Origin of the sequence: Actinomyces succiniciruminis, from assembly GCF_900002405.1 — a bacterium.
Taxonomy (GTDB): domain Bacteria; phylum Actinomycetota; class Actinomycetes; order Actinomycetales; family Actinomycetaceae; genus Actinomyces; species Actinomyces succiniciruminis.
Map to the genome: position 1 here is coordinate 38735 of NZ_LK995465.1, position 16188 is coordinate 54922.

The 16188-nt window shown below is 69.3% G+C and carries 14 protein-coding genes; 5 read left to right on the forward strand and 9 right to left on the reverse strand.

Going from position 1 to position 16188, the window contains the following annotated elements; translation table 11 throughout:
- Positions 1 to 18: 18 nt before the first annotated feature.
- From narH to BN1056_RS01085, 3 genes are all read right to left on the reverse strand, one after another.
- Positions 19 to 1620: a nitrate reductase subunit beta gene (gene narH / locus BN1056_RS01075; RefSeq protein WP_210578387.1), complete on the reverse strand. Its 1602-nt coding sequence runs from the start codon at positions 1618 to 1620 to the stop codon at positions 19 to 21.
- Positions 1620 to 5423, reverse strand: coding sequence for a nitrate reductase subunit alpha (locus BN1056_RS01080; RefSeq protein WP_210578389.1), 3804 nt, complete (start codon positions 5421 to 5423; stop codon positions 1620 to 1622). The genes narH and BN1056_RS01080 overlap by 1 nt, the downstream gene beginning before the upstream one ends.
- 109 nt (positions 5424 to 5532) lie before the next feature.
- Positions 5533 to 6861 carry an MFS transporter gene (locus BN1056_RS01085; RefSeq protein ID WP_210578391.1) on the reverse strand — a complete coding sequence of 443 codons (1329 nt, stop codon included), beginning with the start codon at positions 6859 to 6861 and terminating at the stop codon, positions 5533 to 5535.
- 306 nt (positions 6862 to 7167) lie between these two features.
- On the opposite strand from BN1056_RS01085, the gene BN1056_RS01090 reads away from it, so the two are divergent.
- The 3 genes from BN1056_RS01090 (at position 7168) to BN1056_RS01100 (ending at position 9118) form a co-directional block, all read left to right on the forward strand.
- Positions 7168 to 7737 (forward strand): MogA/MoaB family molybdenum cofactor biosynthesis protein, encoded by a 570-nt coding sequence (locus tag BN1056_RS01090; RefSeq protein WP_210578393.1) that lies wholly within the window; start codon positions 7168 to 7170, stop codon positions 7735 to 7737.
- 237 nt (positions 7738 to 7974) lie between these two features.
- On the forward strand, positions 7975 to 8676 hold the full coding sequence (locus BN1056_RS01095; RefSeq protein WP_210578395.1) for a hypothetical protein: 702 nt from the start codon (positions 7975 to 7977) through the stop codon (positions 8674 to 8676).
- A 19-nt stretch (positions 8677 to 8695) separates the two neighbouring features.
- Positions 8696 to 9118 (forward strand): hypothetical protein, encoded by a 423-nt coding sequence (locus BN1056_RS01100; RefSeq protein ID WP_210578397.1) that lies wholly within the window; start codon positions 8696 to 8698, stop codon positions 9116 to 9118.
- Positions 9119 to 9198: 80 nt separating this feature from the next.
- Here BN1056_RS01100 and mobA read toward each other — a convergent pair whose 3' ends face one another.
- From mobA to BN1056_RS01115, 3 genes are all read right to left on the reverse strand, one after another.
- A complete protein-coding gene (mobA, locus tag BN1056_RS01105) occupies positions 9199 to 9918 on the reverse strand; it encodes a molybdenum cofactor guanylyltransferase (protein WP_244671432.1) in 720 nt (239 codons plus the stop codon).
- A gap of 44 nt (positions 9919 to 9962) precedes the next feature.
- Positions 9963 to 10466 (reverse strand): cyclic pyranopterin monophosphate synthase MoaC, encoded by a 504-nt coding sequence (moaC, locus tag BN1056_RS01110; RefSeq protein ID WP_273100686.1) that lies wholly within the window; start codon positions 10464 to 10466, stop codon positions 9963 to 9965.
- Positions 10467 to 10637: 171 nt separating this feature from the next.
- Entirely contained in the window at positions 10638 to 11999 is a 1362-nt protein-coding gene (locus tag BN1056_RS01115) for a molybdopterin molybdotransferase MoeA (protein WP_210578402.1), read from the reverse strand.
- Between the two features lie 226 nt (positions 12000 to 12225).
- Between BN1056_RS01115 and BN1056_RS01120 the strand changes: the two genes are divergently transcribed.
- On the forward strand, positions 12226 to 12708 hold the full coding sequence (locus tag BN1056_RS01120) for a molybdenum cofactor biosynthesis protein MoaE (protein ID WP_210578404.1): 483 nt from the start codon (positions 12226 to 12228) through the stop codon (positions 12706 to 12708).
- A 23-nt stretch (positions 12709 to 12731) separates the two neighbouring features.
- Here the strand turns inward: BN1056_RS01120 and BN1056_RS01125 are convergent, their stop codons facing one another.
- From BN1056_RS01125 to BN1056_RS01135, 3 genes are all read right to left on the reverse strand, one after another.
- Positions 12732 to 13022 carry a MoaD/ThiS family protein gene (locus BN1056_RS01125; protein WP_244671433.1) on the reverse strand — a complete coding sequence of 97 codons (291 nt, stop codon included), beginning with the start codon at positions 13020 to 13022 and terminating at the stop codon, positions 12732 to 12734.
- 261 nt (positions 13023 to 13283) lie between these two features.
- On the reverse strand, positions 13284 to 14366 hold the full coding sequence (gene moaA, locus BN1056_RS01130; RefSeq protein WP_210578406.1) for a GTP 3',8-cyclase MoaA: 1083 nt from the start codon (positions 14364 to 14366) through the stop codon (positions 13284 to 13286).
- 13 nt (positions 14367 to 14379) lie between these two features.
- Positions 14380 to 14682, reverse strand: a complete 303-nt coding sequence (locus tag BN1056_RS01135) for a DUF2249 domain-containing protein (RefSeq protein WP_210578408.1) — start codon at positions 14680 to 14682, stop codon at positions 14380 to 14382.
- A 122-nt stretch (positions 14683 to 14804) separates the two neighbouring features.
- Here BN1056_RS01135 and BN1056_RS01140 point away from each other — a divergent pair, with 122 nt between their 5' ends.
- Positions 14805 to 16106 (forward strand): hypothetical protein, encoded by a 1302-nt coding sequence (locus tag BN1056_RS01140; RefSeq protein WP_210578410.1) that lies wholly within the window; start codon positions 14805 to 14807, stop codon positions 16104 to 16106.
- Positions 16107 to 16188 lie beyond the last annotated feature (82 nt).

A 16188-nucleotide genomic window follows, 5' to 3' on the forward strand; every position in this document is an offset into this window, starting at 1 on the left:
CCCGTCTTCGCATCCATATCAGCGGCCCCCGACGTGGCCGGCTACGCCCACTCCGACGCCGGGGCCCGCCGTCGGCATCGGTTCACGGCGCACGGTCGGCAGCGGCAGCGACACCGGCCCTTCCGTGCCCTGGCCGACGGCGGAGCCGCAGGCGGCCGGAGCGCCCTCACCCAGCAGGGTGCGCACGTCCTCGCCCATGGCGGTCATGCCGCGCGGCACCTCCGGGCTGGCGGTGGGGATGACATAGCGGTCGTCGTACTTGGCGATCGCCAACAACCGGTACATGTCCTCCAACTGTGCTCCACTCATGCCGACGGCGGCGGCGATGGCCGGGTCGGCCTCACGTCCGAGCCGAACCTCTCGCATGTGGGAGCGCATGGCCGCCAGCCGCCGCAGCACCAGCTCCACGGCGTCGGTGTCCCCGGCGGTGAACAGGCCCGCCAGGTACTCCAGCGGGATGCGCATCTCGGACACGGCGGTAAGCAGCACCCGGTGGTCCTCCCCATCCAGGCCCGCGGCGGCTACCTCGTCCACCACCGGCGACAGCGGCGGGATGTACCAGACCATCGGCATGGTGCGGTACTCCGGGTGCAGCGGCAGCGCCACGCGGTAGGTGGAGATCAGGTCCCACACGGGGGAGTTCTGGGCGGCCTGCACCCACGAGGCGGGCACACCCGCCTGGCGGGCCGCCCGCACCACCTCCGGGTCATGGGGGTCCAGCAGGATCTCCCGCTGCGCCGCGTACAGGTCCTGCGGGTCGGCGACGGCGGCCGCCTGGGAGACCCGGTCGGCGTCGTACAGCAGCACCCCCAGGTAGCGCAGGCGCCCCACGCAGGTCTCCGAGCAGACGGTGGGCTGGCCGGCCTCCAGGCGCGGGTAGCACAGGGTGCACTTCTCGGCCTTGCCGGTGGTGTGGTTGAAGTAAACCTTCTTATACGGGCAGGCGGACACGCACATGCGCCAGCCGCGGCAGGCGTCCTGATCCACCAGCACGATGCCGTCCTCGCTGCGCTTGTACATGGCGCCGGAGGGACAGGCGGACACGCAGGTCGGGTTCAGGCAGTGCTCGCAGATGCGCGGCAGGTAGAACATGAAGGTCTGGTCGATCTCGGCGGCGATCCTCCGGCTCATGCCCGCTACGATCGGGTCCTCGGTGAGAGTCTGGGGGGAGCCGCCCAGGTCATCGTCCCAGTTGGGGCCCCACTGGATGGTGGGCATGTACTCGCCGGTCAGTTGGCTCTTGGCCCGCGCCACCGGGATGTTGGGGGAGTCCTTCGGGGCGGACAGCAGCCGGTCGTACTCGTAGGTCCACGGCTCGTAGTAGTCCTCAACGCCCGGCATGTCCGGGTTGGCGAATATCTGTGCGAGGCGGCGCAGCCTCCCGCCGGAGCGCGGCCGCAGCCTTCCGCCGGCGGTGCGCTCCCAGCCGCCGCGCCAGCGGTCCTGGTCCTCCCAGCCCTTGGGGTAGCCGACGCCGGGGCGGGTCTCGACGTTGTTGAACCACATGTACTCGGTGCCCTCGCGGTTGGTCCACGCCTGCTTGCAGGTGACCGAGCACGTGTGGCAGCCGATGCACTTGTCCAGGTTCATCACCATGGCGATCTGGGCCATCACCTTCATCAGAAGGTCACCTCCTGGTTGGTGCGACGACGAATGAGTGTCACCTCGTCGCGGTTGTTGCCGGTGGGGCCGATGTAGTTGAAGGCGTAGGACAGTTGGGCGTAGCCGCCCGCGAAGTGGCTGGGCTTGAGCACGATGCGGGTCAGCGAGTTGTGGGTGCCGCCGCGGCGCCCGGAGGCCTCGGTCAGCGGCGTGTTCATGGTGCGCTCCTGGGCGTGATGCATGAACACGGTGCCCTCGGGGATGCGGTGGGAGACGACCGCCCGGGCGGCCACGATCCCGTTGCGGTTGTAGGCCTCGACCCACTCGTTGTCCTGTACGCCGATCTTGTCCGCGTCTGCGGGGCTCATCCAGATCGTCTGGCCGCCCCGGCCCAGGGTGAGCATGTGCAGGTTGTCGTAGTACTGGGAGTGAATCGCCCACTTGTTGTGGACCGTCAGGTAGCGCACCGCCACCTGCACGGCGCCGTCGGGGGCGGTGCCCACCTGCCCGGGGGCGGTCTCCCCGTACAGGGCGGCGAAGTCCAGCGGCGGGCGGAAGGTTGGCAGCGACTCGCCCATGTCCCGCATCCAGTCGTGGTCCAGGTAGTAGTGCATGCGGCCGGTGAGCGTGTGCCACGGCTTGGCGTGCTCCACATTGACCACGAAGGCCGAGTAGCGCCTGCCCCCGTGCTCCGAGCCGGACCACTCCGGGGTGGTGATCACCGGCTGGGGCCTGAGCTGGGTGTCGGCGAAGGTAACCTGCTTGCCGGCCTCTTCCTCGCTCAGCTCCACCAGGGGAGTGCCGGTGCGCCGGGACAGGGTCTGCCAGCCCTGGGTGGCCAGGTGTCCGTTGGTGGCGCCGGACATGTGCATGACGGCGTCGCCGGCTCGGATGGGGGTGTCGATCAGCGGACGGCCCGTCGCCGCGCCGACGCCGGTGCCGTGGGCGCGGCGCAGCCGCTCCATCTCCCGCTCCGGGTGCAGCATGATGCCCTTGATGGGGATGCCGGGGGACTCCACCAGGGGGCCGACGGCGTCGAACTTGTTGCGGATCTGGGTGTAGTCGCGCTCGATCGGTACCAGCTTGGGCATGGTCACTCCCGGCACCCACGCCTGCGGCAGGGCGGAGACATCCCCGTGCGGCATGGTCATGGCGTCCGGGGTGTCGTGGGTGAGCGGGGCGGCGACGACGTCGGTCTGGGTGCCCAAGTATTTGGGCGCCCAGGCGCTGACCAGCTCGGCCAGCTGCTGGTAGATGTCGAAGTCGCTGCGCGCCTCCCACGGCGGGTCGATCGCCATGTTGAAGGAGTGGATGAAGGGGTGCATGTCAGTGGTGGACAGGTCGTACTTCTCATACCAGGTGGCAGCCGGCAGCACGACGTCGGAGTGCAGCGTGGTGGAGGTGTTGCGGAAGTCCGCCGTCCACATCAGGTCGAGCTTGCCCTGGGGCGCCTCCTCCCGCCAGGTCATGGAGGCCGGGCGACGGTCGGCGGGGGTCTCGGCCGCGTTGACGTCTCCGCCGGAGCCGACCATGTGCCGCAGGAAGAACTCGGTGCCCTTGGCGGAGGAGCCGAGCAGGTTGGTGCGCCAGGAGGCCAGGATGCGGGGGAAGTTCTCCGGTGCATCCGGGTCCTCGCAGGCGAAACGCAACTCGCCCCGGGTCAGCTGGTCGACGACGTAGTCCTTGGGGTCCATGCCCGCGGCGGCGGCCTGCTGCCCCAGCAGCAGCGGGTTGCGGTCGAAGGTCGGGTAGGAGGGCGTCCAGCCGCGCCGCATCGCCTCCACCAGCGTGTCGGAGGAGGTCTTGCCCGCCAGGGTGCCGGCGCCCAGCGGGGAGGCCAGCCGGTCGGCCGGAGTATCGTCGTAGCGCCACTGGTCGGTGGTCAGGTACCAGAAGCCGGTGGAGATCATCTGGCGGGCGGGCCGGTGCCAGTCCAGGGCGAAGGCGAACTGGGACCAGCCGGCGATGGGGCGGACCTTCTCCTGGCCGACGTAGTGTGCCCAGCCGCCGCCGTTCACGCCCTGGGTGGCGCACATGGAGGTCAGTGCCAGCAGGGTCCGGTAGATCTCGTCGGCATGGTAGTAGTGGTTGATTCCGGCACCCATGACGATCTGGGAGCGGCCGCCGGACTCGATGGCGTTGACGGCGAAGTCGCGCGCCACCCGGATCGTGGCGGGCCCGGGCACACCGGTGAGCTCCGCGGCCCAGGCGGGCGTGCCCGGGACGGTGGCGTCGTGGTAGTCGGCGGGCCACTGTCCGGGCAGCCCGGGGCGGGACACCGCGTAGTTGGCCAGCAACAGGTCGTAGACGGTGGTGACCAGGCGCCCGTCGGGAAGGCGGGTCGCGGGCACGCCCCGCCGGATCACGCCCCCGCCGACGGACCCGGTGGGCGTCTGGGAACCGGGCAGGTCGAAGCGGGGCAGCAGGATCTCTATGGGCTCGACGACGACGCGCGCCGACGCGGTGTCGGCCGGGGAGGACGAGTCCGCTGCGCCGTCGTCGGTGAGCTCGGCGATGGACATGATCGGGTCCACGCCCTCCATGAGCAGGTTCCACTTGCCCTCGCCCTCGGGGGTGAAGCGATCGGCGAGCGTGCCGCCGGGATCGGCGGGGCCGCGCTCGCGGTCCCACACCAGGGGCCGGAACTCGCCGCGGGGAAGGTCGTCCGCCACCCCGGCCACGCCGTCGGCGGTGACGAAGCGGCCCGGCACCGTTCCCGAGCCGTCGGGGGAGGGGACCAGCTCCACCAGGAACGGGGCGTCGGTGTGACGGCGCATGTAGTCCAGGAAGAAGGGCTCGCGCCGTCCGACGTGGAACTCGGACAGGATCACGTGCCCCATGGCCATGCCCAGGGCGCCGTCGGTGCCGGGGGCAACTCGCAGCCACTGGTCCGCGAACTTGGTGTTGTCGGCGTAGTCGGGGGAGACGGCCACCACCTTCTGTCCGTGGTAGCGGGCCTCGGTCATGAAGTGGGCGTCCGGGGTGCGGGTCAGCGGCAGGTTCGAGCCCCACATGATCAAGTACTGGGCGTTGTACCAGTCGCCGGCCTCGGGCACGTCGGTCTGGTCGCCGAACACCTGCGGGGAGGCCGGCGGTAGGTCCGCGTACCAGTCGTAGAAGGACAGCATGGTGCCGCCAATGAGTTCGTGGAAGCGGGCGCCCGCCCCATAGGAGAGCATCGACATCGCCGGGATGACGGAGAACCCGGCGCAGCGGTCCGGCCCCCAGGTGCGGATGGTGTGTACGTAGGCGGCGGCGATGAGGTCCATCGCCTCGTCCCAGCCGACGCGCACCATCCCGCCGCGGCCGCGCGCGGACTTGTAGGCGCGGGAGGTGGCCGGGTCCCCGGTGACCTCCGCCCAGGCGGCGACGGCGTCGCCGTCGTGCCGCTGGCGGGCGGCGCGGAATGCGTCCAGCAGCACGCTGCGCACATACGGGTAGCGGATGCGCGTGGGGGAGTATGTGTACCAGGAGAAGGCGGCGCCGCGCGGGCAGCCGCGGGGCTCGTACTCGGGCATGTCCGGCCCGGTGGTGGGGTAGTCGGTTATCTGCTTCTCCCAAGTGATCACGCCGTCGGTGACGTACACCTCCCAGGCGCAGGAGCCGGTGCAGTTCACGCCGTGGGTGGAGTGGACCATCTTGTCGTGGCTCCACCGGTGCCGGTAGAAGGTGTCGGCGTCGCGGCCGCCCTCGAGAAACAGTCGGCGGGCGTCGGCGGAGGCCTCACCCCGGCGCAGGTAGGAGCCCAGGGTGAACAGTCCCGGGGCGTTTTCGACCCTGGCGTCGGGTCCGGGAACGATCGGGGTGGCGGCTGTGCTCATCACGGTTCCTTGACGGGTGTGGACGGTGTGTAGAAGCGGTGTGGGGTTGGGGCGGCGTGTGGCGCCGGGGCGCGGAAGGTACGTCCGACGCCGCCGTCGTCGGGGGATATCAGCCGGGCCGCTTGGCGGACGGGCCGGCGTAGCGGATCCAGCAGATGACGGCGCACAGCACGCAGAAGGCGGCGCAGCCGTAGAAGAACGTGTAAGTGGGCATCAGGGTCAGAGCGATACCGACCAAAAACGGGCCGAGCGAGGCGACGGCGGCCGTGAAGCCAATGGCTCCGCCGGCCTGACGCTTGGGCATGATCATGGGCATCTGCTTGAAGGTGGAGGCATTGCCCACCCCGGCGAAGAAGAACATGGCCAACAGGCCGATCATGAATACGCGGAAGTCGCCGGCGTCGTCGGCAGTGGCGACCTGCCAGCCGCAGAAGGTCATGGTGACGGCCATGCCGACTGCGGACACGAAGGTCCAAATGGCGCCGCCGAAGCGGTCGCACAGAGGACCCCAGGCGAAGCGCAGGAAGGAGCCCAGCAGGGTGCCGATGAAGGCGTAGGAGGCGCCCTTGGGCAGGTCGGCTGCGGCCAGCGTCTGGGCCAGTGGGGAGGAGGCGCCGTAGTTGTTGTTGATGATGTTGGCGGTCTGGGCGGCGAAGCCGGAGAAGATGCCGAAGGTCATGATGTACAGGACCGTCATCAGCCAGGTGTCGATGTTGCCGAAGATGTCCAGCTGCTGGCGGATATTGGCCTTGACCGGCACGTCCTTGATGTAGGCGAAGGCCAGGGCGGCCGCGATCAGGGACCACGGCAGGAAGAAGACGGTGGCGTTGAAGACCCTGGGGGCGCCGTCGGTGTGGGGGGCCACCCAGGTGAGCCCGAACAGGCTCGTGCTCATCAGGAATGGCGCGGCCAGCTGGATCACGCTCATGCCCATGTTGCCCAATCCGCCCTGCAGGCCGAGGGCCGTGCCGGACAGGCGCTTGGGGAAGAAGAAGCCGGTGGAGGGCATGTAGCCGGAGAAGGTGGCGGCACCGATGCCGCAGGTGAAGGACAGCGCCAGCAGGGTGCCGAATGAGGTGGCGGGATTCTGGACGGCGAAGAACCAGCCGAGCATGGGCAGGATGTATAGCAGGGAGGACCAGCCGATCATCTTGCGCGAGCCGATGGTGGCGGGCAGGAACATGTAGATCAGCCGCAGTGCCGCACAGGACAGGCCCGGCATGGAGGTGATCCAGTAGATCTGGTTCTTCGTCAGTTCGAAGCCGATCTCGTTCAGCCGCGGAGCGACGGCGCTGGGCAGAAACCACACCGTGAATCCGAGCATGAGGGAGAAGGTGGTGATGGCCAGCGTGCGCCAGGCGATCGACGCCGACCAGCTGTCCGGCTCCTCCGGGTTCCAACCGGTCAAGACGCGTCCGGAGGTGTCGAGCTGACTCATGTTGTTATGACTCCTGGGAAGTAGTGGGCGTGTAACCGTGAGTTCACCGGGGCGAGCCGATATCGCTGTCCGTCGGGTGACCTCCCCGTGGGGTGATTCGGCAATGATGCCCTGGCGTCTGGGCTTCCCGGCGGAGGGGGCATATTCGGTGTGATTGTGCGGGAAAGTTGCACGGATTTTTCCCGGTGCGATCCGTAATAAGAAAGGTGAATGTGAGCTAATAGGCATGGCGGGGGTGTGGCCGGCGGCGGACAGTAAGCGCTGGTCGGGCTGGCCATGCCGCCGGAGCCGACTACCGTGGTCGACATGAGCCAGCCGAAATCGCACCGTCCCTCCGCCGCTCCGGAGACGGCACCCGTGCGTCAGAAGGGACTCCATCCCCTGCCCGAGCCGGTCAAGGGCGCAGTCATCACCGTGTCCGACCGCTGCGTGAGCGGCGAGCGTGAGGACGTCTCCGGGCCGCTGGCGGCGCGGCTGCTGGCCGAGCACGACGTCATCGTCGACGCCGTGAAGGTGGTGCCCGACGGCGTCGAGTCCGTGCGCGGCGCAATCCAGGAGGCGGTATCGGCCGGGGCGCGGGTGGTGCTCACCACCGGTGGTACCGGAGTCACGCCGCGGGATCTGACCCCCGAGGGCACCGCGCCCCTGTTGGCGGTGCGACTTGAGGGTATTGAGGCGCAGATCCGCGCCTACGGGCTGACTCAGACCCCGCTGTCGAGTCTGTCGCGCGGGCTGGTGGGGGTCACCAGCCGCGACGCCGATGGCGTGCTCGTGGTCAACGCCCCCGGCTCACGTGGTGGCGTCAAGGACACCATCGCCGTGGTGGGGCCTCTGGTGCCGCACGTGCTCGAACAGCTAGGTGGCGGTGACCACTGAACCCGCCTCACCGCCTCCGCCGAGGTCGGTAGAACTTACATGCCGAGGTCGGTTGATGTTACGTGCCGAGGTCGGTAGAACTTACACGCCGAGGTCGGTTGATGTTACGTGCCGAGGTCGGTTGATACGCCGTCCCACATCCTCGCCGTCGTCCACAGGTCGTGTTCAACACAGCGCTGCGCATTCGCATCCACAGGCCGCCAGCGTCGATCAGGCTGGCTCCTGCACGCTGTCCCCATGGATAACGAGTTATTTCCCCACAAGCTACCAAGCGTGATTCCTCCGGCGCTGGTGCGGCGCTCCACCGTGGGACGCAGCCTGCTGGAAGACGGAGTCGACTCAGGGCGACTCACTCAGGTACGTCGGGACGTCTATGTGCACGTCTCATGCGACGCCGACGCCTGGGAACAACGCGCAGCCGTGCACAGTGCAATGCTTGAAGCGTTTCGAGCTGACGCACTCGAAGGGATAGTTGTGCTGGAGAGCGCCGTCCTTCTTCACGGAGGCATGACCTGGCGCACACCCAAGTCGCTGCATTTGGCGGTCCGTTATCGGCCGGCGGGTTTGCAGCGGCCTCCGACACGGCGCGACCCGATGCGCCCGCCCAGTCGGGACCTGGGGCCGCGCGACCGCCGTCGTGCACTCGCGCGACGCCCCGTGATCCGCCACCATTTCCCGGTACCAGATCAGGACATCGTCGTCATCGGCGGACTGCGCGTCACCGGAATTGAACGCACTATCGAGGACTGTGCCCGCTACTTGGAGCCTGACGCCGCATTGGTTGCCGTTGACTCGCTTTTCGCAGTGGCCACTGGGGCGCTGCCCCATGGCGGAGTTGAACGCTCCGGCCCCGACGACTTCGATCGTCCTTGGGACCGTGCTGCCGAGATTAACCAGTTGGCGGCGGTCACGCGCGCGAGTCCTGGCGAGGTTGAGTAAGCGGAGAGGAGAGCGTGGGGTGCGACGCGCTCGCGCCGTCATCGAGGCCGCAACCCCCTGGAGCCAGTCCCCGTATGAGACGGAACTGCGCCGAATCTGCCTGGTCAATGGTATTACCACACCAACGCCGCAAATGCCCCTACGTACTGCGTTCAAAACCTGCTACGCAGACCTTGGCTGGTTGAACCTGCGCAGGGCGGCCGAAGTAGATGGTCTTATCAAATACGTGCACGACGCAGATACCGTAGAAGCAAAACAATCTGCGCGCGATGAGCTCTTCGTGGAGAATGGCTTCGAGATTGCACATTTCTCGCCGGATGATGTAGTTGATTCTGAGCGGGCGCTAGAGATGTTGCGCGCGTTGCTGCCCCGGACGGCATGTGAGGGGAGGCCGGTCACTGGCCTGCGAACCAAGCGAGAGCGTTCACAGACACACGCCTGAGCCATGCGCTGGAGCGCCCGGGCTTGAACCATATCTACCGACCTCGGTACGTAAGTTCTACCGACTTCGGTACGTAAGTTCTACCGATCTCGGCGGGAGTAGGTGCGGATGTCCTCCCAGGTGTCCAGATCGTGGGCGGCACCGGAGAGCGTCTCTCCCCGCCCGGCGAGGTCTACGCGAACCAGATCCAGCCCGTTCAGTACTCGCCGCACCGCCACATCCCGCAGTCCCACGCCTCCCGGGGCTACCGCCGCGGCCAACACGGCGGTCCGGTACACGCCCAGTAGGTACTGCACATGATCGCCGTCGACGATGCAGGCGCCGTCGCCGCCCACACGCCCCTCCAGCGCTTTCGTCAACTCCGGCAGGAGCCGCCACGACTCCGGGGCATCGCAGGTTACGACGGCGGTCAGGCGTCCGCCGCTCATGTCGCCCGTCGATCCGACCGGCCCTGGTGTCGGCACCTTTTCGGCGGCTGCCAGCCGCACCAGCCCGGCCGCGATCCCCGCCACCGGCCCTCCCAACGGCGGATCCTCTAGGGTCTGCAGCACTCCGGCCGGAACCGCGACGGTAGGCGGCGCCACCACAACCACCCGGCCGGGCGGCAGTTGAGCGCGCACGTGCTCAATGCCGCTCAGCACGTGATCGAGCAGGCGGACGCCGCTAACCAGTACGTCCGGCTTCGACGCCCCACCCAGGCGTCGCGCGGTTCCGCCGGCGAGCACGATGACGTCGAGTCGGCGGGCTCCGCCCGACCGGCCGCTCGCGCAGTTCGCGACGGTGCTCTCAGCGGTGCTCATCGCCACGCCCCCGCACTCCGGAGAGTACGCCGAAACAGTGCCCATCAAGCACGAGTCCGCCAAGCATCGTCCGCGCCGGAGTCGTCTTCCGGACGCACCCAGTCGCCGGAGCTTCCGCCTGACTTGGACGTCACCTTTGCCTCGCGCAGGGCCACGCCCCGGTCCACGCCCTTGACCATGTCCACCAACGCCAGGCCCGCGACCGTAGCCGCCGTCAGCGCCTCCATCTCTACGCCGGTGCGGTCGGCGGTGCGCACAGTCGTCTCGATGCGGACGCCACCCGCTTCGATGCGCAGGTCCACGCTGCAGGCGTGCACTCCGATTACGTGTGCCAGCGGCAGCAAGTCCGGCACGCGCTTGGCTGCGGCGATCCCGGCGATGCGCGCCACCGCGAGCGCATCGCCCTTAGGGACGGCGTTCTCGCGCAGAGCTGCGACGATCGTCGGGGAGCAGGCCACGAAGGCGCTTGCGGTGGCCGTGCGAACAGTGGGGTGCTTGGCGGACACGTCCACCATGTGCGCGGCCCCGGACTCATCTAGATGAGCCAGGCGGAGGGAATGGCCGGAGGGCGGTCCAGCAGGCGTGAAGGAGTCCTCGGGTGCTCCGGGCTCGGGGCCGTCCGCGGCTGTTTCGTCCCGGGCAGGGGCGGGTTTACGGTGGAACAGGCGCATAAGTCTCCTCGGGGTGGGAAGCGGGCGATTTGGGGCTTGGACGGTCTGCTACCAGACCGAGCCCGGCACCGGGGCGGCGGGAGCCGACAGCGCGAGCAGCTGGACCGGGTCGCCTACATCGACGGCGTCGACATCGGCCTCGACCACCGCGAGCGCCTGTGCCGCAGGCAGCGAGGCGACCAGGTGAGATCCGGACCCCAGCCGGTGTGACGGCGCCACCCAGACGGTGCCCGGTGGCGACCCGGCTGGCACTGGTTCCGGCGGGGCGACGAAGCGCACCGGCACATGTTGGCGGCGTCCCCGTGGGCTGCGCCAGCGGACGGCGGCCCGCGCCGTCGCCCGTGTTCCGCCATCCCGGGGTGCGCCCGGCTCGGCGGCGTCGTGGCCGGACAGGCGGGCCAGGGCCGGAGCGACGATCGTAGTGAAGGACACGAGTACGCTCACCGGATTTCCGGGCAGGCCGAGGACCGGCACCCGCCGCCCGTCTCCGGTCCGAACGGACCCGTAACCCTGCGGCTTGCCGGGCTGCATCGCGACCTTGGCGGTTGCCAGGTCGATGTCATTCCCGGCCGGTCCCTCCGCCTGTCCGCGGGCGGCGGCCAGTATGGCGAAAGGATCGTAGGCGCCCACCGAGACACCCCCGGAGGAAACGACCAGATCGGCGTCGGCGGCGGCCGCGCGTAGGGCCTCGGCCAGCGCCGACGGCGTGTCGGCGCTGTGGATGACAGCGGTCAGCCGTGCCCCGTGCTCGGCCACCAGCCCCGACAGCAGCGGGCCGTTGGAGTCCGGGATGGTGCCGGCGGCCAGTTCCCGCCCCGCATCTGCCAACTCCGCGCCGGTGATCACAACGGCCACGCGCGGTCGGGGCACTGCCCGCACCGCCGAGCGGCCCACGGAGGCGACGGCCGACACGGCGGTGGCCTTCAGCGCCGTTCCCGCCCGCAGTACAACCTGACCCACGGCGACGTCCTCACCCGCGTGGCGCACATTGGCGCCCGGTTCGACGGCGGCGCGTACCTCCACCTGCTCCGGCAGCGGGAGCGCGCCCGGAGACTGGTCGGTGTCCTCCACCCTGACCACGGCGTCGGCGCCCGCGGGCAGCATGGCGCCGGTCATGATCCGCTGCGCCGTGCCCGCGGCCAGCCGCATCGGCCTCGCCCCCGCCGGCACGTCGCCCGCTACCGGCAGTGTGACCGGGGCTGTGCGCGCGCCGGCTACGTCCGCAGCGCGTACGGCGTATCCGTCCATGGCGGAGTTCGTCCAGGGCGGTACCGGCACGGTGGCCCGCACATCCTCGGCCAGCACCAGGCCGTGTGCCTGCTCCAGCGGAACCTCAAGTGCATCCAGTGGTGTCAGCGTGCTCAGCACCCGGTCGAGGTACTCCTCGGGCGGAAGCATGGGGAAGGTCATCGCGGAGTCCTTGTCATGCGCTTACGTTGACGGCGGAGTTACTACGGTAGGCCACGGCGGCTACTTTCCGGTTCATCATGCCCCGACATCTTCGGTGGCCCCAGCTCTGGTTGCGCGACCGCGCAGTCCAAGTCCTGGGCGTGTACCCTCCCGGGGGCGGGCCGCAGCGGCGTCGACCGTGCGGGTACGGAGCGGCCGGAACAGTAGGTGTTAGGAGGAAATGACAATGACCCAGACGAATCCGACCCCCGAGCGCATAGACGTCACCGGTGCCTGCACCCCCTCCACGGCCCGGATTGTGCGCGCCGAAGTCACCTCCGCCTCGCTCGATACCGCTCGGCTCGCCGTCGCCGTTGCGGATCCGGCGGCCGGCGCCGTCGCCACCTTCGACGGCAGGGTACGCAACCACGACGACGGGCGCGGGGTAAGCGGCATCAGCTACTCGGCCCACCCCAGCGCGAGCGAGGTGATCGGCCAGATCGCGGCCCGGATTGCCTCGAGGGATGGATTGCGTGCACTCGCGGTCGCCCACCGCGTGGGTGAACTGGGCGTGGGCGAGACGGCGCTGGCGGTGGCGGTGAGCGCAGACCACCGCGCTGCCGCTTTTGCAGCGGTGAGCGACATCGTTGAAGAGATCAAGGCACGTTTGCCCGTCTGGAAGCAGCAGATCCTCGCGGATGGCTCGCGCGTCTGGTCGAACACGCCCTGAGTCATGGGCGGGTTTCGGCGGGATCAGCCGCCCGCAAAAGGCGGAAGGATGTCGACCCGGTCGCGGTCGTGCAGCTCGGCCAGCGAGTCGGCCGGAGTGGACAGCGAGTTGACCAGGTAGCTGGACACGCCGATGATCTTGGCCAACTCCAGCCCTCGTCCGGCCAGTAGCTCCCGCAACCCCGCCAGGGTCGTGCCCACGGGCAGTTCCAGCCGCTCCTCGGTGTGGCCCGCGGCCTGCGCGGCGGCGGCGAAGTAGTGCACGTCAATGGCAATGGTGCCGGCTGCGTGCGTGTGAAGGTCGGGCAAGTGCAAGCTTTTCTCCTCGTTGTCTCGTGAACTGTTGGCTGCCGTGCGAATCGACGGCAACCTCGGGGCGCCCAGGGGGCGACTGTATAACTATGGAAATGTGAGCAGATTCGGGACAAACGATCCTTACAGCCCTGACGAATGTTCGTGAGATTGGAAATATGCGCTCTGCTCCGATGAAGGCGCGCGGTACCAACCGCTTTGCCCAATGTTTGACAACCATAGGAGCATCATTGTTGGCCCGTGATGCGCGTGATGCTGGGCGGATCAGCCGCCGATGGCGGACATGGTCCGAGCCGGGGCGGTGAAATCTGAGGGCGCCTGCAAATCGTCTGCGCCGTGTGCGCGGGGCTTGCTCCAGGTGGCCTCCGCCCAGATGCGCATTATCTCCTCATCGGCGGCACCGGCGCGCATGGGGCTGCGCAGATCGGTGTCTGTGGCCGAGAACAGGCAGGTCAGCAGCCGCCCGTCGGCCGTCAGCCGGGTGCGGTCGCAGTCGGCGCAGAAGGGCGCGGTCACCGAGGCGATCACCCCGATTCGTCCGGCCGGGTAGTCCGCCCCGTCCGGGCCCCTGCCTGCGGCCACGTCCCACAGCGCGGCCGGACGTCGGTCCGGCCGGCCCACGGGCGCCAGCTCGAAGCCCGCCCGCCGCAGCACCGTCAATACCTTGTCGGCGCCGACGACGTCGCCCGCCCGCCAGGTGCCGCGCGGCCCCAGTGGCATGTGCTCGATGAAGCGCAGTTGCCAGCCGCGACGCAGGCACTCCGCGGCGAGCCGTGGCGCACGTTCGCTGAGGCCCTCGGGTACGGCGACGGCGTTGACCTTGATGGGGTCCAATCCCGCCGCCTGTGCTCCGGCGACGCCGCGCAGTACGTCCTGCAGGCGGTCGCGGCGCGTCAGGGCGGCGTAGTTTTGGGGGTCTAGGGCGTCGATGGAGATGTTGACGCGGTCCAGGCCTGCGGCGCGTAGCGCGGCTGCCCGCTTGTCCAGCCCCAGACCGTTGGTGGTCAAGCCGATGTCCGGCTTAGTGCCGATGCGGGTGCGCAGCGTGGACAGGGCGGCAACGATCTGCTCCAGGTCCCGACGCAGCAACGGCTCACCACCGGTGAGTCGGATCCGCTCCATACCCAGCCGCTCAACAGCCAAGCGTGCGAGGCGGGCGATTTCTGCAACTGTCAACAACTGCGGGCCGGGCAGCCAGGCAAGGCCCTGCGCCGGCATGCAGTAGGTACAGCGCAGGTTGCAGCGGTCGGTCACCGATATTCTGAGGTCCCGCACGGTGCGCCCGAAGCGGTCCACCAGCTGCTCGGGGACCGCCGTGGGCACGACGGTGATGGCCTGCGCGCTCATGCGGCGATGGTACTCAGCCGACGCGCACGATCTCCACGCGGGCGAAGCCGTCCGCGGCCTCCAACAGCGTGTGCCGGATGGACATCGGCAGCTGGTCGATCTGTGCCAGCAGCGGCGTGGGCACATGCGGGGCGACCAGATCGAAGCTCTCGCCGATACCGAGTGAGGACACCGCGCCGAGCACTGCCGGATGGCGCAGGCGGTGGGGGATCGGTCGCACGTCCAGGGTCAGGCGTTCGGTGTCCGCCTCACCGCAGCCACAGGCATGGTGGGAATGGGTCTCCTGGATCGGAATGAGCTTCGGGTCCTCGCTCATATTGCCTCCTGATAAGTTTCAGCGGTGCCGTGGTACGCCGGCTCGGTGTGATGCAACCGGGCGCAGCCACGTCGTACTGGTTCGGTTGCCGTTGGCCGACACATTTTATTACGGTGTTTGGCGTGAAAAACAAGATGGTGGTCGGCCGGGCCGCCGGGCGGTGCTCCTCCGGGCGAGCCCGCACACCCCGGCCTCATCGCCGTCGCCGCACCCAGGTCCGCCGCAATGCGGTGGTGCTGGTCTGGCTGGTGGCCGCGGCTGCGCTCGCGATCGGCGTCATCGGCGGGCCGCTGGCGGCCTGGGGCACCTGGCTGCCGCTGCACGCCCTGCTGCTCGGCGGCATCGGTTCGGCGATCACCATCTGGTCGGCCCACTTCGCCGATACCCTGCTGCACCGTCCCGCGCTCGGCGGCGCCGGGCTGCTGGACGTGCGCCTGTATGTCCACAGTCTCGGTGCCATCGCGGTGCTGGTCGGCATCACCGCCGGGCGTCCCGCCGTCACCCTGGCCGGGGTGACGGTGGTGCTCGCTTGCGCGCTGTTGGGCGTGGCTGCGATCGGCGTCCAATACCGCCGCGCCCTGGCACCCAGGATGGCGCCCCTGGTCTTTCATTACCTGGCCGCACTGAGCCTGTTGGGAATCGGCGCGGTCCTGGGCTACCTCACCTCCTGGGCCGACCGGCGCGGTGCCGCCGCCCTCGCCGACACCTACTACCTCGCCCACACCACCACCATGCTGCTCGGCTTCGTCGGCATCACCGTGCTGGGCACGCTCACCGTGCTGTGGCCGACCATGCTGCGCACCCGCATGGAGCCGACCGCCGCCCGCTGGGCGACCCGGGGACTGCCACTCCTCGTGGCGGGCGTCGCCATAACCGCCTGCGCGGGCCTGTGGCGTATGGCGGCGGGAATCGGCGTGGTCGTGTACCTGATCGGTGCCGCCGCCGTGGTCCTGCCCGCCGCGGTGACGGCCCGGCGCGTGCCGCCTACCTCCTTCGCCACCATGAGTGCGGCGGCGTCGGTGGGCTGGCTGCTGGCCTGCGTGGGCTACATCGGCACCGGTATCGTCCTGGCCGACGACGTCGCCGCCGCCCGCGAGGTCATCCACACCGTTCGCGTGTCCCTGGGCGCCGGATTTGCGCTGCAGATTGTGGCCGCCGCGCTGAGCTACCTCACCCCGGTCATGCTGGGTGGGGGCCCGGCCGCCGCCCGCGCCACCAACGCCATCCTGGACCGGGCCGCCGCCTGGCGGGTGGTGACGGCCAACGGCTGCCTGCTGATCGCCGTCGCCCAGATACTGCCCGAGGCGGTGCGGCTGGCCGCGGCGGTCGTTGCCGCCGCCGTGGCCGGCTACGTGCCGGTGGGCATCGCCCTGGCGGTGCGGCGGGTGCTGCGCGGCGAGAAGCACGAGGGAGGAAACCCGTGAATGATCGCGCCGAAGACGACGCAGACCGTCCCCCGGCGGCTCCGGCGGCCCGCAGCGGCGTCGGCACCCCGCAGGGGCGCGC